This window comes from Pantoea sp. SOD02 (assembly GCF_024707505.1).
GTDB classification, from domain to species: domain Bacteria; phylum Pseudomonadota; class Gammaproteobacteria; order Enterobacterales; family Enterobacteriaceae; genus Pantoea; species Pantoea symbiotica.
This window is the reverse complement of the sequence record NZ_CP102604.1, coordinates 1,009,625-1,033,895: the sequence shown is the minus strand read 5'-3', so window position 1 is coordinate 1,033,895 and position 24,271 is coordinate 1,009,625. Positions and strand designations below refer to the sequence as shown.

The window sequence follows — 24,271 nt, the reverse complement described above, 5'->3', positions numbered from 1 at the left end:
CGCAACAAGGCGCTATTCATCTCTGCTCACCACGCTTAACAATTCACTGGCACTAAAGCGGCAAAAACATCACACAGGCGGCGTCGATTGGTGCCAACATGCTGCGCAAAATTGCCGTCGAACACTTTACAGCCGGTGTAATTTCACGCAATGTGAGCGCATTACAATAAATGAGATCTCATCATGAGCTTATCTGCTGTATCCCTGAGTGAAATTCTGGCGCGCCGTGACTGGGAAAACCCGGTGATAACCAGCCTTAATCGGTTGGATGCGCATCCGCCGTTTGCCAGCTGGCGCGATGAAACCAGCGCGCGCGACGATCGCCCTTCGCCTTCGCGCCAGTCATTAAATGGCCAATGGACCTTCAGCTACTTCACGCAGCCTGAGGCGGTGCCACAAAGCTGGCTGCTGCAGGATCTGCCCGGCGCCGATGCGCTGCCGGTGCCCGCTAACTGGCAGCTGCACGGTTTTGACGCGCCGATTTATACCAACGTGCAGTACCCGATTCCGGTTACGCCACCTTTAGTGCCGCAAGAGAATCCTACTGGATGTTACTCGCTCACATTCAAAGTCGATGCTAACTGGCTGCAACAGGGCCAGACGCGCATTATCTTCGATGGCGTGAATTCGGCCTTCTTCCTGTGGTGTAACGGCCAGTGGATCGGCTATTCGCAGGACAGTCGCCTGCCCGCCGAATTTGATCTCAGCAACGCGTTGCAGCCCGGCCAGAACCGTTTAGCCGTGATGGTGCTGCGCTGGAGCGATGGCAGCTATCTGGAAGATCAGGATATGTGGCGCATGAGCGGCATCTTCCGTGATGTCAGCTTGCTGCATAAGCCGGAAACGCAACTGGCCGATGTGCAGATAGAAACCGCGCTGAGCCCGGAATACCTGCGCGGCGATCTGCGCGTTAGCGTCAAAATCCACGCTGGCGATCGTCAGCCCACACAATGCCGCTTGCGCGTCAGCTTGTGGCGCGGTGAGAACTGCATTGGCGAGCAGGAACAGGCACCTGGCAGCGACATCATCGACGAACGCGGACATTATCCTGAACGCGCCTTGCTGATCTTGCCGGTCAACCAGCCGCTGCTGTGGAGCGCCGAAACGCCACATCTTTATCGCGCGGTGGTGACGCTGCTGGATGAAAATGGCAACGTGCTCGAAGCCGAAGCTTACGACGTTGGTTTTCGCCGCGTCAGCATTGAAAAAGGGCAACTGTGCCTGAACGGTAAGCCGCTGCTGATTCGCGGTGTGAACCGCCATGAACATCACCCGGAAAACGGTCAGGTGGTGGATGAAGCCAGCATGCGCCGCGACATCGAGCTGATGAAACGCCACAACTTCAACGCCGTGCGTTGCGCGCACTATCCCAATCATCCGCTGTGGTATCGCCTGTGCGATCAATACGGTTTGTATGTGGTGGATGAAGCCAATATCGAAACGCACGGCATGCAGCCAATGAATCGCCTCTCCAGCGATCCGCGCTGGTTCGCCGCCTACAGCGAGCGCGTCACGCGCATGGTGCAGCGCGACCGCAATCATGCCTGCATCATTATCTGGTCGCTGGGCAACGAATCCGGTCACGGCAGCACGCATGATGCGCTCTATCAATGGGTGAAAAGCAGCGATCCAACGCGTCCGGTGCAGTACGAAGGCGGCGGCGCCAACACGGCCGCCACCGATATCGTCTGCCCGATGTACGCGCGCGTCGATCAGGATCAGCCTTTCCCAGCGGTACCCAAGTGGTCGCTGAAAAAGTGGATTGGTCTGCCGGGCGAAACGCGTCCACTGATCCTGTGCGAATACGCGCACGCGATGGGCAACAGCTTTGGCGGTTTCGCTAAATACTGGCAGGCCTTCCGCCAGTTCCCACGCTTGCAGGGCGGTTTCGTCTGGGATTGGGTTGATCAAAGCCTGACGCGCTATGACGATCACGGCGAAGCCTGGCAAGCCTACGGCGGGGATTTTGGCGATACGCCAAACGATCGTCAGTTCTGCATGAACGGGCTGGTTTTTGCCGACCGCTCCCCGCATCCGGCGCTGTTTGAAGCCCAGCGCGCGCAGCAGTTCTTCCAGTTCCAGCGTGACGCTAACCAGCCGTATCGCTTTACCGTCAGCAGCGAATATCTGTTCCGCCGCAGTGATAACGAAGTGCTGCGCTGGTCGATTGAGCAGGATGGCGTTGCCATCGCCAGCGGTGAATTGCCGCTCGATCTCGCCGCACAAGGTAGCCAGACGTTTACGCTGCCGGCGAGGGAAGATTTGCAGGGCAACGCGTGGCTGAATCTCGCGGTGCATCAGGTCAACGCCACGCCGTGGTCCGAAGCGAATGCGCGCGTTGCCTGGGATCAGTGGCCGCTGCCCGCTGCGCTGCCGGTGCGCGTTATAGAGACCGGTGCCACCGCGCCGGAACTGATCGCCAATCACGATCTGGTGGCGGTGGTGCTGCCGCAGCAGCGCTGGCACTTCTCGCGCCGCAGCGGTGAGCTGGTGCAATGGTTTGTCGATGATGAAGAAACCCTGCTCACGCCGCTGCAAGAGTGCTTTATTCGTGCACCGATTGATAATGATATCGGCACCAGCGAAGCCGCCAATGTTGATCCTAATGCGTGGGTCGAGCGCTGGAAGCGTGCGGGCTACGATGAGTTGGATGCGGTGTTGGTGGATATGCAGGTCGATAGCCTGAAACACAGCGTGCTGATTGAAACCTGGCATCAGTGGCACGCCAACAGCCAACTGGCTTTTACCAGTCACAAACGCTATCAGATCAGCGCGAACGGTGAGTTGTCTATCAGCGTCAATGTGGAACAGGCCGCCGGTCTGCCGCCGCCGGCACGCATCGGGCTGCGCTGCCAACTGGTCAAGTCACCGCAGCAGGTGAGCTGGCTTGGTTTGGGCCCGCACGAGAACTATCCGGATCGCCAGCTGGCGGCGCAGTTCTCAGGCTGGCAGCTGCCGCTGGCGGCGCTCAACACCGCGTATGTGTTCCCCGGTGAAAATGGCTTGCGCTGCGGCACGCGTCAGTTACAAAGCAATGGCTTGCAGGTCCGCGGTGATTTCGCCTTCTCGCTCAGTCGCTTCAGCCTTGAACAACTGCGTGCGACCTCGCATCGTCACTTACTGCAACCAGAGGATGGCTGCTGGCTGCACCTCGACGGCTTCCACATGGGCGTCGGCGGTGACGATTCATGGAGTCCAAGCGTTAGCCCGGAGTTTTTGCTTTCTCAGCAGCGCTGGCACTACGCGCTGACGTTGCGTCAGTAGGTTTTTCCGAGCTGTCACGGTGGCTCAAAGGGGGAGTCAGCGTGGTTTTCGGGCGGCGATAGAAACGGCGCAGGAAGATCACGTTGACCAACACCACCATCGCCGTGGCGAAGAACACCCAGCGATAACCGGTTGCCGCCGATACCGCCGCGCCCAGCAGCGGACCTGCCACATTCCCCAGATACATAAACGATTGGTTGTAGCCGAAAATACGCCCGGTGACGTTATCGCGTGAATGCCGCACCAGCAGCGTTTGCACCGCTGGCATCATCGCGCCATCAGCAAATCCCAGCAGGAAGCGCAGCACGCCCAACTGCGTCGCGCTGGTGACAAACGACATCGCCACCAGCAGCAGCAACGACACAATCATGGTGGCGATCAGAATGCGTTGCGTGCCAATACGATCGCCGAGTTTACCCAGCCGTGGCGCGGAGATCAGCGCCGATACGCCCGGCAGCGCGGCAATCACCCCGCTGAGAAACGCGATGTTCTGCGCATTCGGTGCCAGCTCGCGCACAAACAGCGTCAGGATCGGATTCACCGAGCCGTTACACATCTGAATCACCATGGTGGTGAAGAACAGGCAGATCATTAAGCGCGGATTATCGAGGCTGCGAAACACTTCGCGCCCGCTCAACTTGTCCTGCTTGCTGACCGGCGTATAACCGGTCTCTTTTATCAGGAACAAGGTGACGAGGAAGCTCACCATCAGCAGCACCGCCGTGACGATAAACACCATGCGCAAACCGAGCCAGTCTGCCAGCAAACCGCCAATCATCGGCCCGAGGATCACGCCGCTGATCTGCCCGGTGGAGACACAACTCAGCGCCCAGCCGCTGCGTTCGCGCGGTACCTGCGCCGCCACCAGCGCCATCGCATTGGGAATATAGCCGGAAGTGAGGCCCATTAGCGCGCGCAGCAGCAATAGCTGCCACGCCTGGGTGACAAACGCCTGTAGCAGAATCACCGCGCCCATGCCGAACGAAGCGCGCAGCAGCATCAGCTTGCGCCCTTTGCGGTCGGCAAGGCTGCCCCACAACGGCGCGACGGCGGCAGAAACAATGAAGGTGACGCTGAAAGTGAGTCCAGACCAAACGCTGAGCGCGTTACCGCCACGAATCCCGAGTTCTTCAACGTACAGCGGCAGGAAGGGAATGATCTGACTGATGGCGAGACCGGTAAAAAAGCAGCCAAACCAGACGGATATCAGATTAACTTTCCAGGACTCGATGGAGCGTAACATGGGCGCGGGCATCAGAAGAATGAAACGAGGGTTCAGTCTAACAATCTCATAACATTACCGGACGGCAAAACATGGCATGGGCGAAAAAACGCAGTTTTACACTGTCGAGCGTGATTCTGCTCACAGCAAATCATGTCTGAGGGCCGTTTTTTAGTGTCTTTATGTGCTGAAACAATGCTTGCCGCAAGATAAGCGCATCGCGACTGCAGGCAAACGTGAAAAAATATGTCTACACGTTACTGACAATATTCCACACCGCATCTATGTTTAAAAAACCACCAGTCATCACTGGCGACGCGCTGTCTGTTCTGGACAGTCCGCATGATTAACCTTTATTTCCCCATGCTGCCATTATCCGGCGGTGGGCATCGTTGTCTCTGCGGAGGTCAGCTATGAGAACCCAGCCTAACAGCGCCAGTCGGGCGATTACCGACTACTTCAATAGCCCAGCCTGGCATGCACCGCATGAGAGCGACATGTTGGCGGCGATCATGCGCGAACTGATGGATGACGGACAGCCTGCCACCAGCAAAGCGATTATTGCGCGCGTGATTGATAAGCTGGAATTTGAAGGGGATGAACAGCAGCTGCAAAGCTATCGCAACTTACTGGCAAAACTGCTGGAATCGGGGCCGCAGCAATAGCGGCCCACGCCATTATTTTACCGTACGCAGATGGTCGGCTTCGCTGACAAACGCCTTACCGCTCTGACGCTGGTACAGGCAGAGTTCGCGCCCGACCTGGTTCTTCATATGCTTCTGCGGATAGCGACCTTCCAGCAGTAGCGCATCAAAGCCCACGCTATCGTCATACTGAATCGGCTTGCCCACCACTTTCACTGACTTCAGGCCGCTGGCCTTGAGACAGCTTTGCTGCATGTTCTTGTCGTTTTGCTGCCACGCCGCTTCGCTCGATGCCTGCGCCAGCGGGCTTAACATCAGCGTTAACAGCAGCAATTTTGCACTCTTTCTCATCATCACTCCTCTATCAGCCTTACAGGCCGAAAGATAAAAAAATTCCCGCCGAAGCGGGAAGAAATAAGACGAGCATTGCATATTCGAGAGTGACGAGGAAATCTCCGTAGTGCGCAGTTATCCTCGCCCGGCGCTGTGACAGCCAGATGACAATGCAATGTCGTTTTGGTGTTATCCGCAGTAAACCCGGGAAATCTTACCGCTTTGATCCGCTGCGAAATTTATGCGGCGCAGATTGAAATCCATCGTTACCGCTGAATTCCACGGAATGGCGCGCACCGGCACCGCGAAGCGTTTGCTGTCGAGTGTTGATAATGGCTGACCAACGTAGTTTTGATATTGCGATGCGCCGCACTGATCGGTTTCCGGATCGTGGCTGGCAGCAGCGCTGGTGTCAGGTTTGCTGGCGGACTGGCAGGCGCTGAGGGCAAATAAGGCCGTTACCAGTAGCGCTTTTCCATAATGGGTCACAAGTTTCTCCTCCTGGATTAATAGACAACCGGTTTTTGAGAGTAGCAAAGCGTGACCGTGAAGCGGAAATATTTACAGCAGATTGGTCGCATAAATTCGCTCTAAAGCACGATCTTCCTCTCAAAAGTTAGGATTAATCGCACGCACTGTCTAAACATCACGCGTCGGAACACTACAATTAACTAAGAATTTTCTTAGTTAGGAGGCGTTATGGAACTGGTGATTTTTGTTGGCTTCGCGGCGCTGATGACGTTTGTTGCGATCAGAGTGCGTTAAGCGATTTCAAAGGATGGTCGCCATAAATGGCGACCCTACAAAGGATTGACGCATTTATGCGCACCCTACGATGTAACTTCTTCCTGCAACCGCGCATTAAACGCCGCCAGCGGCATAGGCCGCCCAAGGAAATATCCCTGCCCTTCCTCGCACGACAGCGCTTTTAGCTCTTTCAGCTGTGCTTCGGTTTCAATCCCTTCTGCGGTAATGGTCAGCGCAAACGCGCGTGCCAGACCGACAATACCCGCGACCACCGATTGCGCCTGCTGCGATTCCGGGAACTCCTTCATCCATGAACGATCGATCTTCAGACCGTTGAACGGGAAGGTTTTCAGATAACCCAACGCCGCATAGCCGGTACCAAAATCATCCACCGTCAGCCGCACGCCAAGCGTGCGCAGGCCTTGCATGATCTCCAGTGCACGATCCGGATTTTCAAAAGTGACGTTTTCAGTGATCTCCAGTTCCAGCCGCGTGGCCGGTAATCCACTCACCTCCAGCGCATGCGCCACGCGCTGCACCAGATCGTTATTACGAAACTCAACCGGCGAAATGTTGACGGAAACATAGCGCTGCTCGCCCCAGTCGCGGGCGTCCACGCAAGCACGCATCAGCACCCAATCGCTGATCGCCGCAATCAGGCCGTTCTCTTCCGCTAACGGAATAAAGCGATCGGGCGTGATCCACTGATCGTCGGCTATCTGCCAGCGAATCAGCGCTTCCGCACCGGCCAGTTGCCCACTTTGTAACTGATAGCGCGGCTGATAATGCAGCGTGAAGGCGTGATTGTGCAGCGCAGCTTCAATCGCCTGCACCATATCGCGTTTTGACTGCAGATGGTTCGCCATATCGCTGGAGTACCACACCCACTGATCGCGTCCGGCACTGCGCGCCTGAGCCAACGCAATATCGGCCAGGCGTAACAGCGCTTCCGGATGCGCTGCATCCTGCGGTGCCGAAACGATGCCCATGCTGGCGGTAAGGCTGATCTGATGCGAGCCGCTGATAATCGGTTGATGCACCATGCGCTGCAGCGCACGACAGCGATATTCAACGCCAGCGCGCGTACTTTCGCGCAGCAACAAAATAAAGGCATCGCCGCCGAGCCGGGCCGCCAGTTCATTCGGCGCCAGCAGGCTTTTCAGCCGTTTCGAGATCTCATTCAGTACTTCATCGCCGACCGCGTGGCCCCACGTATCGTTGATCGGTTTGAACTGATCGAGATCGAAACTGATAACAAACAGCGGATCATCCTCGCTAACGCTCTCCAGATAGGCGGTTAAATACTCCTGCAGCTGCATGCGGTTGGCGAGGCCGGTCAGCATGTCATGGCGTGACAGAAACTGAATGCGCGCTTCGGCATCCACTTCGTGGGTGATATCCGAAACCGTGCCGCGAAAACCCGAGCGCAGGCCGTTACGCCGAATGGCTTTCGCCATTAACTGTCCAATGCGTCGCTCGCCATTCGCCGACATAAACTGGCAGCGCAGCGGCACGTGCTGCACCTCTTCACCCTGGCGCATCAGCCACGAGACCAGGGAATGGCTGGGATGGCTGAGCAGTTGATCGAGCGGACGCCCCATCCAGCTTTTCACTTCATGGCCGGTGACCGCGGCAAAGCGCGACGAGAGATAACACAGACGGCCCTGATCGTCGATTTCCCAGATCCAGTCCGAGGCTGCTTCCGCCAAATCGCGAAAACGCTCTTCGCTGTTGGCTAATTCACGCTGACTGATCGCCAGCATTTCAAAGCGCCGATCGGAGATCACCGCATTATGCAGCGCATGACGCAGCACGCGACGCGTCACCAGCGCCACCGCCAGCGCGGTGAACAGCAGCAGCGGCATCATCAGCCAGATCACGCCGAAACCCGGATTTTTTGGCTGCCAGCGCAGCACCAGCGGTTCGCCCTGCAGCACCGGCTCCACCAGCCGAGGTTCAAACAGCGCATCGTTCAAACCGCTAGCGATACGCGGTTCAATCACATTCAGGGATTTGCCCAACGCTTGCAGTTTGTCTGGGCTGAAAATGTTAACGAACACCATCACCGAAGCGGGGCCGGGAATAGTCGGCAAATCCGGCACTTTGCCCGGCGTAATCGGCGCCGCTACCAGAATGGCCGGATGGTTCTCCACCTTGGCATTGCGTGCCACGGCATCATGCAGCGTACGTGCCGTGCTCACTAAAAGGTCACTTTGTGCGCCTAACCAGCTTTCTAACGTGACATCGGATAATTTGCCGCGAATCACCGCGTAACGGGTTTTCCCCTTGCCATCGACCACGAACACGCCATCGTAGTGATACTCCTTGTAGAGCCCCGGACCAAAGTTCTCTTCATCCCACGCCCAAACCTTATTGACCGTCAGATGCAGGTTTTTCCAGCCTTCGCCCCAGTTTGCGTAATCGCGCGCATCGACGATCATCTCCTGCTGCTGTTGCTGCCACGCCTGACGCAGCAAATTGGCATCCTGCTGGATGGCGTCGATATTTTGTCGATGGGCGATAACCAGCACCATCACTACAGAGAGAAGCAGCACGCCAAACAGCAGCGAGGACAAGGTGCGCAGGCTGCGCCGCGTTACCTGTACCGTGTGTGCTTCCATGTTGGCCCTGGCGGCCAGTGCCGCGTGCCGGTGAAACTCAGAATTCATGCGCAATGCTCGCGAAATACAGGCAGCAAAAAAGGCGGATGACAACGCAGACTGCGCACATCTCCACCCTGTAAGGGTTTGAAAGGTTATCGGCCCGGAGTGCCGCAGATTTAGTCTTGTTGGTGGAATATTTGAGCAGCGCAAATGTGCAGCACGCCACCTCGACAGCGTTGATCGGCGTTGCTACTATGCGCTCTCCTCTGCTCGCTGAGTCGCCTATGGACACCCAATCCGACAAAGTTACGTTGACGCTGTTTTACGTTGGTAGCTTTGTGGTCTATTACCTTGTGACCATGTTGGTTACGCTGTTTCCCAATTACGGGATGCTGCGCACCAACGGCTTGCTGATGCCGGTGCTTTGCCTGGTGGAGTTTGCGGTGATCTATCCGCTGTACCGTTTTTACTGTCAGCGTCGCAGCGATATTCCGCTGGGGTATGTGCGTCCGATGCAGGCGCTGCTGTTTATCGGTTTGCTGTTTGCATTGATGGTGGCGCAGACGCAGTTTCTGCAACCGGAAGGCTGGCTGATTGCGCAATCGCAGCAGGGACGCAGCTCGATGCTGATTCTGCTGCTCACCGCTGTATTGCTGGCGCCGGTGTTTGAAGAAGTGCTGTTCCGCGGATTTTTACTGCAAGGTTTTCTGCTGTGGGCGCCGAGAAGTCGTTTTGCCTGCATGCTGCTCACTTCCCTGCTGTTCGCCGTGATGCATACTCAATATGTGCACTGGGAAACGCTGGTCGCCTTAACGCTGTTTTCCCTGCTGCTGTGTTATGCGCGTTTGCGCAGTAACAGTCTGGCGCTGCCGATTTTCCTGCACACGCTGAATAATTTGATCGCTATCCTGCCCGCCTGGTATTTCGCCTGATCAAGCAAAAACAGCCATCCTGAGATGGCCGTGAATGATCCTCACACCTGCGTCAAACCGCCATCCACACAGAATTCTGCGCCTGCAATGTAGCTGCTCTCGTCACTGGCGAGGAACAGCGCGACGTTGGCCACTTCTTCGGGTTTGCCCATTCTGCTGAGCGGAATAGTGCTGGTGATGCCGTTGCGCACCTCTTCAGAAGCCGCCTGCATCATATCGGTATCGATGGGGCCGGGCGCCACCACATTAATACGGATGCCGCGCGCGGAGAGCTCGCGCGTCCAGGTGCGGGCAAAGGATCGCAGCGCGGCTTTGCTGGCGCTGTAAACGCCGTAACCCTGGGTGCCAATCACATCGGCAATCGAACCCATCAATACCACGCTGGCGCCGGGCTTCAGCAGTGGCAATGCTGCCTGCAAGGCAAACACCGGCGAGCGCACATTAAGGCCGAAGATTTGGTCAAAATGCCCGGCGCTAATCTCATCAATGGTGGCGTACTCCGCCATGCCAGCGTTGATTACCAACACATCCAGCTGGCCGGATTCGCGCCTGATCGTCTCGATAATGCGCGTTAGTTCACTCTGCTGGCTCACGTCGGCACGCAGCGGATGCGCGTTGCCGGTGATGCTGCTGCTGGCGGCCTGTAACTCTTCTTCGCGGCGCGAAGTAAACCAGGTTGTCGCGCCCTCACTGGCGAAACGCTGGCTGATCGCCAGACCAATTCCCTTTGCGCCGCCCAGCACCACCGCCACTTTGTTATCCAGTCTGCTCATCTGCTCTCTCCTGTTTGGGTAGAAAGCCGATGGTATATATTTTATACTTAATAACAATTACGCACTTTGTTTATACCAGATATCGCGGAGTATATCGCCATGGCGGAGATCGACGGTAACAGCTTGAGAGATGTAGGAAAAACCCGGCCGGTGCTGGAGCACATCACCAATAAATGGTCGATTTTAATTCTCACCGTGCTTTGTACTAAGCCGTCGCGTTTTAACGAAATTCGTCGTCGGTTGGATGGCATCACCCATAAAGCGTTGGCGGATGCGTTAAAGCGGCTGGAGCGCAATGGGCTGGTGAATCGTGAAGTGTTAAACACAGCGCCAATCGGTGTGGAATACAGCCTGACGCCGCTGGCGCAGACGCTGCAGCAACCGTTTATCGCGCTGTATGACTGGGCGCTGGAGCATGGTCCATCACTGGAACGCGCGCAGGAAGAGTACGATCGCAACCACGCAGATGAGCCCGCGTAGGGTCGCCATTCATGGCGACCAGGTGCGCATGAATGCGCACCCTACGAAAATCGTGCTGCGGTGTTGTAGGGTCGCCATTCATGGCGGCCAGGTGCGCATTAATGCGCACCCTACGAAAATCGTGCTGCGGTGTTGCAGGGTCGCCATTAATGGCGACCGCTGGCAAAAAAATTACTCTTTTTCCGCTTCGAAATGGTTTTTGAACTGCTCGTAGATCGAAATCATGTTAGAAGCATCACCCTGCAGCGGGCTCAGTTTTCCGGCGCGCACCAGTTCAATCACCAGCTGCAAGGCGGCTTGTTTTGGGTTGCTGGCTGGCTGGGCAATTTCGTTCGACATGTTAACTCACTCATCGTTTTTATCAGGGCCGCATAGTTTAGCCCAGATTGAGCTACGGTTGCGCGCCGCGATGCGTATAATCTTGCAAGCGGACACGAAAGCCGCTCAGGGTGATAATTGACTCTCAAGGCGTTTAGCTATACTGGATCAAAAAAAGGGAACGACCAGCCACACATTCCGTACCAGCGAGAAGGTGTTAAAGGAGTCTGATTATGCTGATTGGTTTTGTTTTGTTAGTGAGCGCGTGTGGGCATGATGCCTGTGATGCCTTGCCGGTTTCAGAGCGTATCTATCCGACCAAAGTGGCCTGTGAGCAAATGGCCGATCGCATCCATAAAGTGCGGCCAAACGTGGTCTTACTTTGTGGCGAAGTGCACCGTTAATTCGGTGCCAGTTTTATTACAGTCGCGCAAATATTAGCCAAACGGCATTGCAAGAATGGGTTGTAGCGTTCAAAATATAAGCTGCTTTTCACTATCACCGTTGTGAATCCAATGAAAACATCTCGCCCCCGTCGTCCAAACGGACGCTGGGTTTACTACATTTTGTATGATGGCATTCTCTGGCCCTGCCCCGTACGTTGGGAATGGGAGAGCGGCTTCGGCGGCTGGCTGCCATTCTATTTCTCGCCCACTTTTGAGTTCGTGGCGGGCGATCCACGCAAGGCCTATCGCATTGCGCGCAGCAGCGTGCGTAACGTACGCCAGACAGACGGTGAATTCGCCTGATTGATTAGCCAATCTGCCATGGGAACCACGACGCCGTAAGCAGATAATGCAGTAACTCCAGTACCAAAATCACCATCACCAACACACCAAGCTTGTGACTGCTGATCCACTCTTTCATCCCCATATCATCGCCGCCCAGCGAATTAGCATCAGCGCCCCGCAGATGCACAACAGCACCACGATCATTTTCCAATGTTTGGTTGCAGCCAGTTTTTTTGCCACGCATCCTCCAGACGACAGAAAGCAACGATGCGCCCTAAGGCGCACCGTTGATTCTAACGCTGGTCACCCATTTGGGCGATTATTTATTCAGCGTGTAGTCGAGCGTGATTTCAGCATTCAACACCTGAGATACCGGGCAGCCCGCTTTGGCTTTCTGGATAATCTCATCAAACTTCGCCTCATCAATGCCGGGTAACACGATGGCGCTGGTCAGTGCGATTTTAGTAATGGCAAAACCGTCGCCCTTTTTATCCAGCGACACATCAGCGGTGGTATCAATGCTTGTTGGCGGATGTCCTTCATTGCCCAACATCAATGACAACGCCATGGAGAAGCAAGCGGCATGCGCGGCACCAATCAGCTCTTCCGGGTTGGTGCCCTTTTCGCCTTCAAAGCGGGTATTGAAACCGTAGGGTTGATTGCTCAACACGCCGCTTTCGGTACTTACCGTACCTTTGCCTTTAATGTCGCCTTCCCAATGGGCCGATCCTTTCTTATGAATGGTCATGTCATTCCTCCTGTTGTGTTCGACAGGTACTGAGTATAGACAACATGACTCATTCTGCTGGATTAGCTCACCGCGCGAGGACGTGCCGGACTCAAGCCCGCCTCGCTCAACAGCGCGTTAGCCTGCACCAGCGAAGCCTGGGTAATCTCTTTGATCGATTTCGCGCCGGTCAGCGTCATCGCCACTTTCATCTCTTTCTCAATCAAATTGAGCAGATTTTCGACGCCACGCTGACCGTGCGTTGCCAGCGCATAGACAAACGCGCGTCCCAGCAGCACGCTGTCGGCACCGAGAGCGATCATGCGCACCACATCCAACCCGCTGCGAATGCCGCTGTCGGCGAGAATCGTGATATCACCTTTTACCGCATCGGCAATTGCCGGTAATGCGCGCGCCGACGACAGCACGCCATCCAGCTGTCGCCCGCCGTGATTCGACACCACAATGCCATCGGCACCAAAACGCACCGCATCGCGCGCATCTTCCGCATCAAGAATGCCTTTGATCACCATCGGGCCATCCCAGAATTCACGAATCCACTCCAGATCTTTCCAGGAAATCGACGGATCGAAGTTGTTCGCCAGCCAGCCTATGTAATCTTCCAGCCCGGTCGGTTTGCCGAGATAAGTGGAGATATTGCCGAGATCGTGCGGACGGCCATGTAAACCGACGTCCCACGCCCATTGCGGATGCGTTGCCGCCTGCCAGTAACGACGCAGCGCCGCATTTGGGCCGCTCATGCCGGAGTGCGCATCACGATAGCGTGCGCCCGGCGTCGGCATATCGACGGTGAACACCAGCGTGGTACAGCCGGCGGCTTTGGCGCGCTCCAGCGCATTGCGCATAAAACCGCGATCGCGCAGCACATAGAGCTGGAACCACATCGGACGATTAATCGCTGGCGCGACTTCCTCGATGGGGCAAACCGACACGGTGGAGAGCGTAAACGGAATCCCTTTCAGCGCCGCTGCGCGCGCCGCCTGCACTTCACCGCGTCGCGCATACATGCCGCATAAGCCGACCGGCGCTAATGCCACCGGCATCGACAGGGTTTCGTTGAACAGTTTGGTTTCAAGGCTCAGTTCCGACATGTTTTTCAATACACGCTGGCGCAGCGCCACGTCGGAAAGATCGGCTACATTACGCTTCAGCGTGTGCTCGGCGTAGGCGCCGCCATCCAGATAGTGAAACAAAAACGGTGGCAAGATGCGTTGCGCCGCGGCGCGATAGTCACTGGCAGCAGAAATGATCATCCCTTATTTTCCTTGTGCTGAGGTCATTGGTGGCCCGGCAGACGCGTAATGCGCGCCTGGCGCGCCTCATCTTCATGCAGGGTTTTCATGGTGGTGTGAACAAAACCAAGGTGATCCATCGCCGCCTGGCGCGCTGCTTCCGCGTCACCGGCCATCACCGCATCAAATATCGCCTGATGCTGTTCGTTAAGACGATTGAAAATCACCGGATGGGTATACATGCGCTGGCGGCTGTGCAGCACCGAGGATTGCAGCAGATCGAAAAAGCCGCGCATGGTCTGCAGCAGCACCACGTTGTGCGAGGCTTCGGCGATGGCGAGGTGAAAACGCAGGTCGGCCTGCGCCGCGAGATCGGCATCGTCACTTTGCTTAATCTTCAGCAATGCATCAAAAGCGAAGCTCAGTTTCTCTTTATCCGATTCGGTGGCGCGCAACGCCGCGTGCCACGCGGTGCTGGCTTCTATTGCGTGACGCGCTTCGAGGATGTCATAACGATAATCGGGATCCTCCGCCAGCAGCTGACGAATCGGCTCAACGATGCGCTGTTCCGACCACGGCTGTTGCGGCTGACACAGCCAGGTGCCGCCGCCGCGTTTACTGATTAACACGCCGCTGCTGATCAGTTGCTGGATCGCCTCGCGCAGTGACGAGCGCGATGAACCGAACTCCGCAGCCAGCGCGCGTTCGGACGGCAGCCGCATGCCCGGCTCCAGCTGGTGTTCTGTGATCCAGGCGCAGAGCCGCGCCCGCAGCGTGTTTTCCGTCATCGCATTATCCTGTGTGAAGCATGCCCGTCACGCTGAATTGGTAGGACCAAAATGCAGCGTGGCGGGCTTCGTGGAGGAGAATGGTTAATGCTTTGTTATTTCGATGCAACGAAACAGGTGGGATTTTTCATGTTATGTGACGACGCGGCCACAATTGCGCCTTGCGGTAGGACCAATTACGCCGTAGTCCGACCAAAGGCCCGACCATAACTGCGTGGGTGAAAGCGCAGATTCAGCACGATCAGTCCGACAGTCACCGCCGTCTGCATCATCCAGACGCTCGAGAAACTGTGCGTTAACGCCTGCAGCTGACCGGCGATAAACGGCATGCAACCCGCGATGATAAAACCTGCGCCCTGCATAAACGCCACCAGCCGCGCACCGGCCTGCGGATGCGGCAGGTGATCGAGCGCCAGCACCATCGCCAGCGGAAACGCCGCGCCTAGTCCAAATCCGGCAATTGCCGCCCACAACCACGGCGCAAGCAGCGGAGCAAACAGAAAGCCGCTCATACCGATCAGCTGGCAAACCAGGCTGATAATCAGCTGTGGACGCCGATCCGCCTTACGCGCCAGTAGCGGCATCAACAGCGCACCCGCAACCTGACACATAATCATCGCACCGAGCAGCGATCCGCCAGCCTGCGCCGACCAGCCAAGATGATGATAAGCATCCGGCAGCCAGGCAACGCAGGTGGCGTAACCGCCGTTCACCAGGCCAAAACTGATCGCCAGCGTCCAGGCGCGCGGCGTGCGCCACAATGACGGCAGCGCAACGTTTTCCGTGCTGGCTGCGGTTGGCACGCGCACATACAACCACAATCCAATCGCCAGCAGTACCGGCAGCGCCCAGCCGGTTAGCGCCAGCGACCAGCCAAAATGCTCGCTCAGCCACGGCGATAATGCCGCCCCCAAACCGCCGCCGCCCATTAGCGCGCCGGCCCATAATCCGGTGACTGGCGCGCTGCGCTGCGCAAAGCGCTGACGAATCAGGCCCGGCATCGCCATTTGCACCACGCCCACGCCGAGCCCGCCAAACAGCGCGCTAACCACCAGCCAACTGCCGCTGTGGATCACGCCACGCGCCGCCAGCGCCAGCAGCAGCAGCGTCAATCCGGCCAACAGTAAGCGTTGCAGCGGCACGCGCTGCATCAGCGAAGCGCTCAGCAGCGCGACCGCGCCCATCATCACCATCGGTACCGCAGGCAGCAGCGAGGCCGCCAGTGAAGAGAGTCCCATCGTCTGGCGAAGCTGGCCGAGTAATGGACTAATAGAAGTGAGTAACGGTCGCATATTCAGCCCAGCCAACACCAAAGCGCCGAGCGTTAATCCGTCATAATGTCGATTCATACACAATCCTGCTGCAAAGAGATTGTCAGCATCGCAGTAGTGGTTACTATTTGGAAATGAAATAACACCATAACGACCAGTGGAAAAATGAATCGTCAGCCGATGTTTACCCCGCAGCAACTGCTGAGTTTTGTCGCAGTGTGCGAAACCGCCAGCTTTACCCGCGCCGCCGATCGCGTGCATCTGTCGCAATCCACCGTCAGCCAGCAGGTGCGTCGGCTGGAAGAGATGATCGGTAAACCATTGCTGCAGCGCACGTCGCATCAGGTGGCACTCACTGAAGAGGGCGAGAAACTGCTGGGCTATGCGCGCCGCATCATCGCGCTGAATGGCGAAGCGCACGACGTGCTGAGCGACAAATGGCGCGACGGCGTGTTGCGCCTCGGCGTGCCAGAAGATTTCGCCGCGCCGACCGCCGGTTTGCTGGCCGAATTTAGCCGCGAACATCCACAACTGCGCCTCGATGTGATGAGCGGCATGTATGTCGATCTGCATCGCGCCTGGCAGCGCGAGGAGCTGGATATCATGCTGATCAAGCAGCCGGGCGGCGAACGTCCGCTAGCTTCGCGCCCTGAACCGCTGCTGTGGCTGGACAGCGCCGCATATCCCTGTTTTGAGCAAACACCGGTGCCGCTGGTGGTGTTCCCGCAGCTCGGTTTGTATCGTGAAGAGATGGCGCAGACGCTGGATAGCCTCGGCCGCAGCTGGCGTATAAGCTACAGCAGCTCCAGTTTGGTGGCGCTCGCCAGCGCCAGCGCTGCCGGATTGGGCTTAACGCTGCTGCCCGCCAGCTGCCGCTTGCCTGAACATCGCGTATTGGGCGAAGCCGATGGTTTACCCACCATCAACCATTTCGAACTGGCGCTGTTTTGCCGTGCGCCGCAGGACGATCTGCAGCAGGCGTTAGCTGCCGCGCTGGTAACCTTTTGTCAGTTGCAATGGCAGTGATTTTTCCACTGCTAACCAGTGGCAAATATCGCAGCGCGCTGCGTTGAGTTTTGCCAGATTAAGCGTTTCTCATTTGATGGAACCTCTGATGCAACTGACCTCTCCCAGCCGTCGCGAATTCCTTAGCCTGACCGCCGCCGGTAGCCTGCTGGCCGCCGGCATTAGCTATGCTGCGCCCGCTTCACCGCTGCTCGCCAACAGCACGCAGCCGCACACGCCGCCACCGCGTGTTGCCCATTACCAACTGCTCAATGTCCGCCTCGAAGAGGGCTTTGAGCGCGACGGTAAAGAGGTGATTGCCACGCGCACCGCGCTGTACGACATCACCATCAAAGACGGCACTTTTGCGGCGATTGATGCCGCAGGCAAAGCGCGTAACGCCGCCTTGCCACAATGGGACGCCAACGGCGCCTTGCTGCTGCCGCGCACCCGCGACATGCATATCCATCTCGATAAAACCTTTTACGGTGGCCCGTGGGAAGCGCCGCGTCCGCGTCAGGGTAAAACCATCATGGATATGATTGCGCGCGAACAGGTATTGATCCCGCAACTGCTGCCGACCTCGCAGGCGCGTGCCGAAGCGATCATTGGTTTGCTGCACAGCAAAGGCACCACCGAAGCGCGCAGCCACTGCAATATCGATCCGGTCAGCGGCCTGAAAAGCCTTGAGCACCTCAAACTGGCGCTGGCGAATCATCCGGAATTCCCGTGTGAAATCGTTGCCTTCCCGCAGCACGGTTTGCTGCACTCGAAGGTCGATGGCTTGATGCGCGAAGCGATGCAGATGGGCGTGCAGTTTGTTGGCGGACTCGATCCCACCAACGTGGATGGCGCAATGCAGGCGTCGCTGGATGCGATGTTCCAGATCGCTCTCGATTTCCAGCGCGGCGTGGATATCCATCTGCATGAAACCTCGCCATCCGGCGTGGCGGCGATTCAGTACATGATCGATACCATCGCGAAAAATCGGCAGCTCAAGGGCAAAGTGACGCTGAGCCACGGATTTGCGCTTGGCACGCTGGAAGGCAAAGCGCTGGATCAGATGATCGCCGGCATGGCCGAGCAGCAGATGAGCGTGGCCTCGACCATTCCGATTGGCAAACTGACCATGCCGCTGCCGCAGTTGCAGGCGGCGGGCATCACGGTGATGACTGGCACCGACAGCGTGATCGATCACTGGTCACCGTTTGGCACCGGCAGCATGCTGGAGAAAGCCAACTTGTACGCGCAGCTGTATCGCGGTTCCGATGAGTTCGGCTTGAGCCGCGCGCTGCATATCGCCACCGGCGGGATTCTGCCGCTATCGAATCAGGGCGAACGCCAATGGCCGAAGGTCGACGATGAAGCCAGTATGATGCTGGTCGATGCCAGCTGCTCCGCCGAAGCCGTCGCCCGCATCTCCCCGGTACGCGCCACCTTCCACCGCGGATTGCCCGTATTCAGCGCCTGATGTTCCCCCGTAGGGTCGCCATTCATGGCGACCGTCTCAATGCACGCACCGTTTACATGGCGACCATCTCAATGCACGCACCGTTTACATGGCGACCGCCTCAAAATCCGCACCAACAAAAAAGCCTCCGCAAGGAGGCTTTACGTACGACATAAACAGGGCGGCATGCGCACACCCGATGAGTGCTGGATTTTACGAAAGCATCTGAATCGCCAGCGCGTACAGCCGCTGGTTTTCATCGTCACTGACAGGCTCTTCTTCCGCATAACAGGCAATCATGGAACTCACTTTATCCGAGGATAAGGTTTCTCCATGCACATGCAGCGTTAACACGGCGCGGCCGACGATTTTCAGAATGTCTTCGTTTTGTCCCTGGACAGAATGACTCAAAATGACCTCTGAAATATTATGGGTTTTTAATAATTAGCCAAATGGCGCGCTAAATATAAAGCAAATCAGCCATTCGTTTTAATCAGAATTTTACCTAACCGCAGCCATTCATTAGCGAGACACCTCTAAAAAGGGTGCCAAAAGACGTGATAACAGTTGTTTCATAACGCTAATTCTCACTTTTCGTTAAAGATGTCTTTTTTTAACGCAACTTCCCAGGATTAAATCAACCTTAAAAGCATTAGAACTTCGCACCATTGAATGCCTAAAAAAGAGACAAGTCTGGTATAACGCTTACTGATTTCAAGTGGGAACCAGCGGCGCTTTTGCCATTGCCGATCACGCCCCTTTCTGCCAGACTGACCGCCGCAATCCTACCCGCAATTAGAGACTTTCCCGTGACTGCTTTTTCTACCCTGACGCAACTGCCCGCCAGCCAACTCGATAACCTGCGCGAGATGGGTTTCGACGCCATGACGCCGATTCAGGCCGCTTCCCTGCCCGCTATTCTGGAAGGGCGCGACGTGCGTGCGCAGGCGAAAACCGGCAGTGGCAAAACCGCCGCCTTTGGCGTGGGTTTGCTGAACCGCATTGATAACAGCCAGTTCCACACCCAGGCGCTGATACTGTGCCCGACGCGTGAACTCGCCGATCAGGTCAGCAATGTGCTGCGCCAGCTGGCGCGTTTTACCCGCAATATCAAAATTCTGACGCTGTGCGGCGGCCAGCCAATGAGCGCGCAGCGCGATTCCTTAGTGCATGCGCCCCACATTGTGGTCGGCACGCCGGGTCGTTTGCTCGATCATCTGAAGCGCGACAACCTCGATCTCAGCCAGCTGCAAACGCTGGTGCTGGATGAAGCCGATCGCATGCTGGAGATGGGTTTCCGCGACGATATGGAAGCGATCATCGGCTTTACGCCGGAAACGCGCCAGACGCTGCTGTTCTCTGCCACTTGGCCGGACACCATCGCCAGCCTTAGCCAGCGTTTTCAGCGCGATGCGCTGGCGGTCGCCACCGAAGATAAAACCGAGTTGCCGACCATCGAGCAGCAGTTTATTGAAGCCAGCGCCAAAGAGCGTCATAGCCTGCTCGGCGCGCTGCTCAGTCAGCAGCAACCGGCCTCCTGCGTAGTGTTCTGTAACACCAAGCGCGAATGTGACGACGTTGCCGCCGCGCTGAATGAACGTGATATCAGTGCGTTAGCACTGCATGGCGATTTGGAACAGCGCGATCGTGAGCGCGTGCTGATTCGCTTCGCCAACGGCAGCATCCGCGTATTGATCGCCACTGACGTGGCCGCGCGCGGCTTGGATATTAAGTCGCTGGCGCTGGTAGTGAACTTCCAGCTGGCGTGGGATCCGGAAGTGCATATTCACCGTATTGGCCGTACCGGTCGCGCCGGTGAAAAAGGTCTGGCGGTGAGCTTTGTCGCCCCCGACGAAATGGTGCGCGCCAATGCGCTGGAAGAGTATCTGCAGCAGAAGCTCAACTGGGTTTCCTCCAGCACGCTGAAAGGTACCAGCGCCAAATCGCTACCGGCGACCAAAATGACGTTGTGCATTGATGGCGGCCGCAAAGCCAAAATCCGTCCGGGCGATATTCTGGGTGCATTGACCGGTGAAGCCGGTTTCAGCGGCGATCAGATCGGCAAGATCGATATGACCGCTACCCACGCCTATGTGGCCATCGACGCCGCTCAGGCGAAGAAAGCGCTGATCAAGCTGAAAGAGGGCAAGATCAAAGGCAAAAGCGTGCGCGCCATTCTGCTGAAGTAAGTTGTACCCGCGTGAGGGCGATCGCCCTCACGCTAAAATTTCCGTTATCTCCCCTTCATTTTTTTTCTCTTCTGCCGATAAGTTAATCATGGCGATATTGCCCTGCCCTTTACCCAGCCCAGATCTGCTCCGAGGCCATGATGGATAATTTTCAGAAAGAGATCGATGAACGCGCCAACCTTGCGCTTTCCAATAAATTCGAACTGCTGTTGTTCCGACTGGGTTCCGATCAGCTGAAAGGCAAATCTGAGCTGTACGGCATCAACGTGTTTAAACTGCGTGAAATCGTGCCGATGCCAACCATCACCCGCGCCGCGGGCATGCAATCGCCGCTGCTCGGCATGGCGAGTATTCGCGGCCAGTTTATTCCGGTTATCGATCTGCCTGCCGTGACCGGCTGCAAACCGGAAACCGGCCTTAACCTGCTGCTGGTGACGGAATATGCACGCAGCACTCAGGCGTTTGCCGTGGAATCGGTGGAGAACATTGTGCGTCTCGACTGGAGCCAGGTGCATACCGCTGAAGCGGGCATCGGCAGCCGCAACATCACCAGCATCGCTTGTCTGGATACCGATGGTCAGAGCAACAATTTGGCGATGGTGCTGGACGTTGAGCAGATTCTGTATGACATCATTCCTTCGGTGCGCGGCGTTGAACCGAGCGCAGAGACCGCCAAAGACTTCAATCTCAAGCCAGGTCAGGTGGCGATTGTGGCGGAAGATTCCAAAGTGGCGCGTCAGCTGCTGGAGCAAGGCCTGAAAAGCATGGGCATCCCGGCGATTATGCACAACACCGGTTTGGAAGCCTGGATCAAAATTAATGAGATGCAGAAAGAAGCGGCTGCCAACGGCGAATCGATCCACGATAAGATCGCGCTGGTGCTGACCGATCTCGAAATGCCTGAAATGGATGGCTTTACCTTAACGCGCAACATCAAGCGCGATAACAACCTGCGCCAGATTCCGGTGGTGATCCACTCGTCACTCTCCGGCAGTGCCAACGAAGATCACGTGCGTAAAGTCGGTGCCGATGGTTACGTGGCGAAGTTCGAAATCAACGAGCTGTCGAATGTGATTCATGGCGTGTTGAAAAAGCCGCGTTAATTACCGTAACGCCACCATTCATGGCGTAATGCTTGTCAGTTAAGCCAACGACGCTTGCGCTGGCCCGGGACACTTTTGGTCTGGCGGTCCTCGCGCCGCTATCGCGGTGCCTTCACTTCGCTCGTCTGCCTGACGGACCGGCTGAGACGGGACTTCCATGTCCCGGCTCAGCCTTTCGCCCGCGTCCTACGGGCTCTCCTGGCTTCCTCGTTCCGTTCAGCGCTGCGGATTGCCTGCCCAAAAGTGTCCCCGGCCTGCTCGTAAGCTTCAGTGCGTGTTGTTGAAAAGGGCACATTTCCAGAGGCGCTGGCACGTCTGCTGCGGCAAAAGGGCATTCGCAGCGCTGAGGCTTTTACGTTGGGCCAGGAGCCTCACGCATGGATGCGTGAGGCAGTTCGGGGCCGGCCTGGACGGCCGATCCGCGAACGGTCCGTTGGCACAACGTGGAAGCCGAAGGTACCGCGTTAGCGGCGCGAGGACGGCCCGTGACGCAGCAGATGCGTCAGAGCCCGCACCAAATTCAGGGAAACATGATTTCAGTATTACGCCATTCATCTCAACCAGTTAACCAGGTGCGCATGAATGCGCACCCTACAAAATCCCCAGCATTCCCGTTCAGCCAAATCTCAATGTTAACGTCATTAACCAAACTGTGACGTACCTCTAAAAAATTAAAGTTAAAACATTAACAACCGATAACTGATAGCGCTTGCGCCGGTGCTGCCATACCAGTTTTGTCACGCTGCGCAACGATTTTCATCTTACAAAACATCAACCTGATGCGGGCGCCTTGCCTGCTTGTCCGTCTTGAAAACATCAATTTTTGGCATTACGGGGAGATCCAATGTTGAGCTTAAAAAATATGAAGGTCGGCGTCCGTCTGGGCATCGCCTTTGGTTTAGTGGTGGCACTGTTGGTCATCGTCGGCGTCACGTCGATTACCAAAATCAATAACATCAAAACCGGCATTACCTCGATCGTTGAAGATCGCTATATGAAAGTACGCCTCGGCTTTGACGTGCGTGACGGCGTAAACGAACAGATCAAATACCTGCGCGGCATCGTAATTGATACCACGCGCCCGCAATTCAACGAAAAACGCTACCAGCAGTTGGCGGACGCCACCGATAAAACCAACAGCGCGATGAATAAAATCAAAGCGGTGCAGGTGACTGAAGTGGGTAAAAAGAAGATTGCCGGTCTGCTAGCCGCCAGCGACAAGTTTGAAGCCGAGAAGAAAGAGCTGCTGGATCTGGTACGTGCGGGCGATGCTGATGCCGCCAGCGCTTATGTGCTGAAATCCATTACCAGCACGCAGAATGCCTTTCTCGATAGCGCCGTGGCATTTGCTAACTCGCAGTCACAGCAGTTGGAGCAGGAAGGCGCACGAATTATTGATAACGGCTCATCAGCCATTGAGATGACGCTGATCTTCTCCGCCATCGCCATTGCGGCCGCCATCGTGCTCGGTTTTATGCTGACGCGTTCGATTGTGCGTCCGCTGAATGAAGCGGTGGAAATCGCCGGGAAAGTGGCGGCAGGCGATCTGAGTTCACATATAGAAGTGAGCGGCAAAGATGAAACGGCGGTGCTGATGCAGGCGCTGCAGGCGATGAACGACAACTTGCTGACCATCGTTTCCGATGTACGCGCCGGTTCCGATACCATCGCCGTGGCATCAAATCAGATCTCCAGTGGCAACATCGATCTCTCGTCGCGTACTGAACAGCAGGCCAGCTCGCTGGAAGAGACCGCTTCAGCGATGGAGCAGATGACCGCCACCGTCAAGCACAACGCCGAGAACGCGCGTGAAGCCAATCAGCTGGTGGCCAATACCTCCAACGTGGCGAAGCAAGGCGGCGTGGTGATGGAACAGGTGATCGAGAAGATGGAAGCGATTACGCTCTCTTCGAAGAAGATCGTCGATATTATCAGCGTGATCGACTCCATTGCTTTCCAGACCAACATTCTTTCTCTTAACGCCGCCGTCGAAGCCGCACGCGCCGGTGAGCAAGGCCGTGGTTTCGCCGTGGTGGCTACCGAAGTGCGTAATCTGGCGGCGCGTTCGGCGTCTGCGGCCAAAGAGATCAAGGTGTTGATCGAGGATTCTGTGGCGCAGGTGGATGAAGGTAGCCGTCTGGTGACGCACGCCGGTTCAACCATTGGTGAAGTGGTTAACAGCGTGAAAAGCGTGGCGGATATCATGAGCGAAATCACCATTGCCAGCAGCGAGCAGAGCAGCGGGATTAGCGAGATCAACTCGGCGATTACGCAGATGGAAGCGGTGACGCAGCAGAATGCCGCGTTGGTGCAGGAAGCCTCAGCGGCGTCTCAGGCGTTGCAGGAACAGGCCGATCGCCTGGCGCAGTCGATGAGTGTGTTTAAAACGGCGGCGGTGTAAAGATAAACAGGTCGCCATGAATGGCGACCCTACAATG

General features: G+C 56.6%; 23 protein-coding genes. 11 read left to right on the top strand and 12 right to left on the bottom strand.

From position 1 onward, the window contains the following. Positions 1–183 precede the first annotated feature (183 nt). Positions 184–3,264 carry a beta-galactosidase gene (locus NR302_RS04685; protein WP_258144684.1) on the top strand — a complete coding sequence of 1,027 codons (3,081 nt, stop codon included), beginning with the start codon at positions 184–186 and terminating at the stop codon, positions 3,262–3,264. Here NR302_RS04685 and NR302_RS04680 read toward each other — a convergent pair. Continuing rightward, the gene (locus tag NR302_RS04680) at positions 3,203–4,507 is read right to left on the bottom strand and encodes a multidrug efflux MFS transporter (protein WP_308713761.1); all 1,305 of its coding nucleotides are present in this window, start codon (positions 4,505–4,507) and stop codon (positions 3,203–3,205) included. The two genes, NR302_RS04685 and NR302_RS04680, sit on opposite strands and share 62 nt — an antisense overlap. Positions 4,508–4,899: 392 nt before the next feature. Between NR302_RS04680 and NR302_RS04675 the strand changes: the two genes are divergently transcribed. After that, positions 4,900–5,151, top strand: a complete 252-nt coding sequence (locus NR302_RS04675) for a biofilm development regulator YmgB/AriR family protein (RefSeq protein WP_258144683.1) — start codon at positions 4,900–4,902, stop codon at positions 5,149–5,151. Positions 5,152–5,163: 12 nt separating this feature from the next. Here the strand turns inward: NR302_RS04675 and NR302_RS04670 are convergent, their stop codons facing one another. From NR302_RS04670 to NR302_RS04660, 3 genes are all read right to left on the bottom strand, one after another. Continuing rightward, positions 5,164–5,481, bottom strand: coding sequence for a hypothetical protein (locus tag NR302_RS04670; protein ID WP_008106025.1), 318 nt, complete (start codon positions 5,479–5,481; stop codon positions 5,164–5,166). A 171-nt stretch (positions 5,482–5,652) separates the two neighbouring features. Continuing rightward, complete coding sequence (locus NR302_RS04665; RefSeq protein ID WP_008106024.1) at positions 5,653–5,952, bottom strand: I78 family peptidase inhibitor; 300 nt, start codon at positions 5,950–5,952, stop codon at positions 5,653–5,655. A 341-nt stretch (positions 5,953–6,293) separates the two neighbouring features. Then, positions 6,294–8,879, bottom strand: coding sequence for an EAL domain-containing protein (locus NR302_RS04660; RefSeq protein ID WP_258144682.1), 2,586 nt, complete (start codon positions 8,877–8,879; stop codon positions 6,294–6,296). Between the two features lie 218 nt (positions 8,880–9,097). Between NR302_RS04660 and NR302_RS04655 the strand changes: the two genes are divergently transcribed. After that, the gene (locus tag NR302_RS04655; protein ID WP_008106020.1) at positions 9,098–9,745 is read left to right on the top strand and encodes a CPBP family intramembrane glutamic endopeptidase; all 648 of its coding nucleotides are present in this window, start codon (positions 9,098–9,100) and stop codon (positions 9,743–9,745) included. Positions 9,746–9,786: 41 nt separating this feature from the next. Here NR302_RS04655 and NR302_RS04650 read toward each other — a convergent pair whose 3' ends face one another. Continuing rightward, on the bottom strand, positions 9,787–10,518 hold the full coding sequence (locus NR302_RS04650) for an SDR family NAD(P)-dependent oxidoreductase (protein WP_258144681.1): 732 nt from the start codon (positions 10,516–10,518) through the stop codon (positions 9,787–9,789). A 99-nt stretch (positions 10,519–10,617) separates the two neighbouring features. Here NR302_RS04650 and NR302_RS04645 point away from each other — a divergent pair, with 99 nt between their 5' ends. Continuing rightward, positions 10,618–10,998 carry a helix-turn-helix domain-containing protein gene (locus tag NR302_RS04645; protein ID WP_258144680.1) on the top strand — a complete coding sequence of 127 codons (381 nt, stop codon included), beginning with the start codon at positions 10,618–10,620 and terminating at the stop codon, positions 10,996–10,998. A gap of 171 nt (positions 10,999–11,169) precedes the next feature. On the opposite strand, the gene NR302_RS04640 is transcribed toward NR302_RS04645, so the two are convergent. Continuing rightward, positions 11,170–11,337 (bottom strand): hypothetical protein, encoded by a 168-nt coding sequence (locus NR302_RS04640; RefSeq protein ID WP_258144679.1) that lies wholly within the window; start codon positions 11,335–11,337, stop codon positions 11,170–11,172. A gap of 212 nt (positions 11,338–11,549) precedes the next feature. On the opposite strand from NR302_RS04640, the gene NR302_RS04635 reads away from it, so the two are divergent. Together NR302_RS04635 and NR302_RS04630 are read left to right on the top strand one after the other, a co-directional pair. Beyond that, positions 11,550–11,720 carry a hypothetical protein gene (locus tag NR302_RS04635; protein ID WP_007887091.1) on the top strand — a complete coding sequence of 57 codons (171 nt, stop codon included), beginning with the start codon at positions 11,550–11,552 and terminating at the stop codon, positions 11,718–11,720. A 111-nt stretch (positions 11,721–11,831) separates the two neighbouring features. Continuing rightward, positions 11,832–12,065 (top strand): hypothetical protein, encoded by a 234-nt coding sequence (locus NR302_RS04630; protein ID WP_008106011.1) that lies wholly within the window; start codon positions 11,832–11,834, stop codon positions 12,063–12,065. Positions 12,066–12,179: 114 nt separating this feature from the next. Here NR302_RS04630 and yniD read toward each other — a convergent pair whose 3' ends face one another. The 5 genes from yniD to NR302_RS04605 form a co-directional block, all read right to left on the bottom strand. Continuing rightward, a complete protein-coding gene (yniD, locus tag NR302_RS04625; RefSeq protein ID WP_021507251.1) occupies positions 12,180–12,287 on the bottom strand; it encodes a small membrane protein YniD in 108 nt (35 codons plus the stop codon). A 79-nt stretch (positions 12,288–12,366) separates the two neighbouring features. Beyond that, the gene (locus NR302_RS04620; RefSeq protein ID WP_154183140.1) at positions 12,367–12,795 is read right to left on the bottom strand and encodes an OsmC family protein; all 429 of its coding nucleotides are present in this window, start codon (positions 12,793–12,795) and stop codon (positions 12,367–12,369) included. 62 nt (positions 12,796–12,857) lie between these two features. Beyond that, on the bottom strand, positions 12,858–14,048 hold the full coding sequence (gene lldD / locus NR302_RS04615) for an FMN-dependent L-lactate dehydrogenase LldD (protein WP_258144678.1): 1,191 nt from the start codon (positions 14,046–14,048) through the stop codon (positions 12,858–12,860). A gap of 23 nt (positions 14,049–14,071) precedes the next feature. Further along, positions 14,072–14,815 (bottom strand): transcriptional regulator LldR, encoded by a 744-nt coding sequence (gene lldR / locus NR302_RS04610; RefSeq protein WP_258144677.1) that lies wholly within the window; start codon positions 14,813–14,815, stop codon positions 14,072–14,074. A 176-nt stretch (positions 14,816–14,991) separates the two neighbouring features. Beyond that, positions 14,992–16,164: a cyanate transporter gene (locus NR302_RS04605; protein ID WP_258144676.1), complete on the bottom strand. Its 1,173-nt coding sequence runs from the start codon at positions 16,162–16,164 to the stop codon at positions 14,992–14,994. A gap of 87 nt (positions 16,165–16,251) precedes the next feature. Here NR302_RS04605 and NR302_RS04600 point away from each other — a divergent pair, with 87 nt between their 5' ends. Both NR302_RS04600 and NR302_RS04595 read left to right on the top strand, forming a co-directional pair. Further along, positions 16,252–17,112: a LysR family transcriptional regulator gene (locus NR302_RS04600; protein ID WP_258144675.1), complete on the top strand. Its 861-nt coding sequence runs from the start codon at positions 16,252–16,254 to the stop codon at positions 17,110–17,112. 88 nt (positions 17,113–17,200) lie between these two features. Next, complete coding sequence (locus NR302_RS04595) at positions 17,201–18,562, top strand: amidohydrolase family protein (RefSeq protein ID WP_258144674.1); 1,362 nt, start codon at positions 17,201–17,203, stop codon at positions 18,560–18,562. A gap of 192 nt (positions 18,563–18,754) precedes the next feature. Here the strand turns inward: NR302_RS04595 and NR302_RS04590 are convergent, their stop codons facing one another. Next, the gene (locus tag NR302_RS04590) at positions 18,755–18,952 is read right to left on the bottom strand and encodes a hypothetical protein (protein ID WP_008105993.1); all 198 of its coding nucleotides are present in this window, start codon (positions 18,950–18,952) and stop codon (positions 18,755–18,757) included. A gap of 398 nt (positions 18,953–19,350) precedes the next feature. On the opposite strand from NR302_RS04590, the gene dbpA reads away from it, so the two are divergent. The 3 genes from dbpA (at position 19,351) to NR302_RS04575 (ending at position 24,234) form a co-directional block, all read left to right on the top strand. After that, positions 19,351–20,730 carry an ATP-dependent RNA helicase DbpA gene (gene dbpA, locus NR302_RS04585; RefSeq protein ID WP_008105991.1) on the top strand — a complete coding sequence of 460 codons (1,380 nt, stop codon included), beginning with the start codon at positions 19,351–19,353 and terminating at the stop codon, positions 20,728–20,730. Positions 20,731–20,870: 140 nt separating this feature from the next. After that, positions 20,871–21,833, top strand: a complete 963-nt coding sequence (locus tag NR302_RS04580; protein WP_008105989.1) for a chemotaxis protein — start codon at positions 20,871–20,873, stop codon at positions 21,831–21,833. Between the two features lie 844 nt (positions 21,834–22,677). After that, positions 22,678–24,234 carry a methyl-accepting chemotaxis protein gene (locus NR302_RS04575; protein WP_008109601.1) on the top strand — a complete coding sequence of 519 codons (1,557 nt, stop codon included), beginning with the start codon at positions 22,678–22,680 and terminating at the stop codon, positions 24,232–24,234. The last annotated feature ends 37 nt before the right edge of the window (positions 24,235–24,271 follow it).

Coding starts and splice junctions, on each gene's coding strand:
- NR302_RS04685 (WP_258144684.1), top strand. CDS start 184: ATGAGCTTATCTGCTGTATCCCTGAGTGAAATTCTGGCGCGCCGTGAC.
- NR302_RS04640 (WP_258144679.1), bottom strand. CDS start 11,337: ATGTCGAACGAAATTGCCCAGCCAGCCAGCAACCCAAAACAAGCCGCC.
- NR302_RS04575 (WP_008109601.1), top strand. CDS start 22,678: ATGTTGAGCTTAAAAAATATGAAGGTCGGCGTCCGTCTGGGCATCGCC.
- NR302_RS04680 (WP_308713761.1), bottom strand. CDS start 4,507: ATGTTACGCTCCATCGAGTCCTGGAAAGTTAATCTGATATCCGTCTGG.
- NR302_RS04630 (WP_008106011.1), top strand. CDS start 11,832: ATGAAAACATCTCGCCCCCGTCGTCCAAACGGACGCTGGGTTTACTAC.
- lldR (WP_258144677.1), bottom strand. CDS start 14,815: ATGACGGAAAACACGCTGCGGGCGCGGCTCTGCGCCTGGATCACAGAA.
- NR302_RS04650 (WP_258144681.1), bottom strand. CDS start 10,518: ATGAGCAGACTGGATAACAAAGTGGCGGTGGTGCTGGGCGGCGCAAAG.
- NR302_RS04605 (WP_258144676.1), bottom strand. CDS start 16,164: ATGAATCGACATTATGACGGATTAACGCTCGGCGCTTTGGTGTTGGCT.
- NR302_RS04675 (WP_258144683.1), top strand. CDS start 4,900: ATGAGAACCCAGCCTAACAGCGCCAGTCGGGCGATTACCGACTACTTC.
- NR302_RS04600 (WP_258144675.1), top strand. CDS start 16,252: ATGAATCGTCAGCCGATGTTTACCCCGCAGCAACTGCTGAGTTTTGTC.
- NR302_RS04660 (WP_258144682.1), bottom strand. CDS start 8,879: ATGAATTCTGAGTTTCACCGGCACGCGGCACTGGCCGCCAGGGCCAAC.
- NR302_RS04670 (WP_008106025.1), bottom strand. CDS start 5,481: ATGAGAAAGAGTGCAAAATTGCTGCTGTTAACGCTGATGTTAAGCCCG.
- NR302_RS04580 (WP_008105989.1), top strand. CDS start 20,871: ATGGATAATTTTCAGAAAGAGATCGATGAACGCGCCAACCTTGCGCTT.
- NR302_RS04645 (WP_258144680.1), top strand. CDS start 10,618: ATGGCGGAGATCGACGGTAACAGCTTGAGAGATGTAGGAAAAACCCGG.
- NR302_RS04655 (WP_008106020.1), top strand. CDS start 9,098: ATGGACACCCAATCCGACAAAGTTACGTTGACGCTGTTTTACGTTGGT.
- NR302_RS04635 (WP_007887091.1), top strand. CDS start 11,550: ATGCTGATTGGTTTTGTTTTGTTAGTGAGCGCGTGTGGGCATGATGCC.
- NR302_RS04620 (WP_154183140.1), bottom strand. CDS start 12,795: ATGACCATTCATAAGAAAGGATCGGCCCATTGGGAAGGCGACATTAAA.
- lldD (WP_258144678.1), bottom strand. CDS start 14,048: ATGATCATTTCTGCTGCCAGTGACTATCGCGCCGCGGCGCAACGCATC.
- NR302_RS04595 (WP_258144674.1), top strand. CDS start 17,201: ATGCAACTGACCTCTCCCAGCCGTCGCGAATTCCTTAGCCTGACCGCC.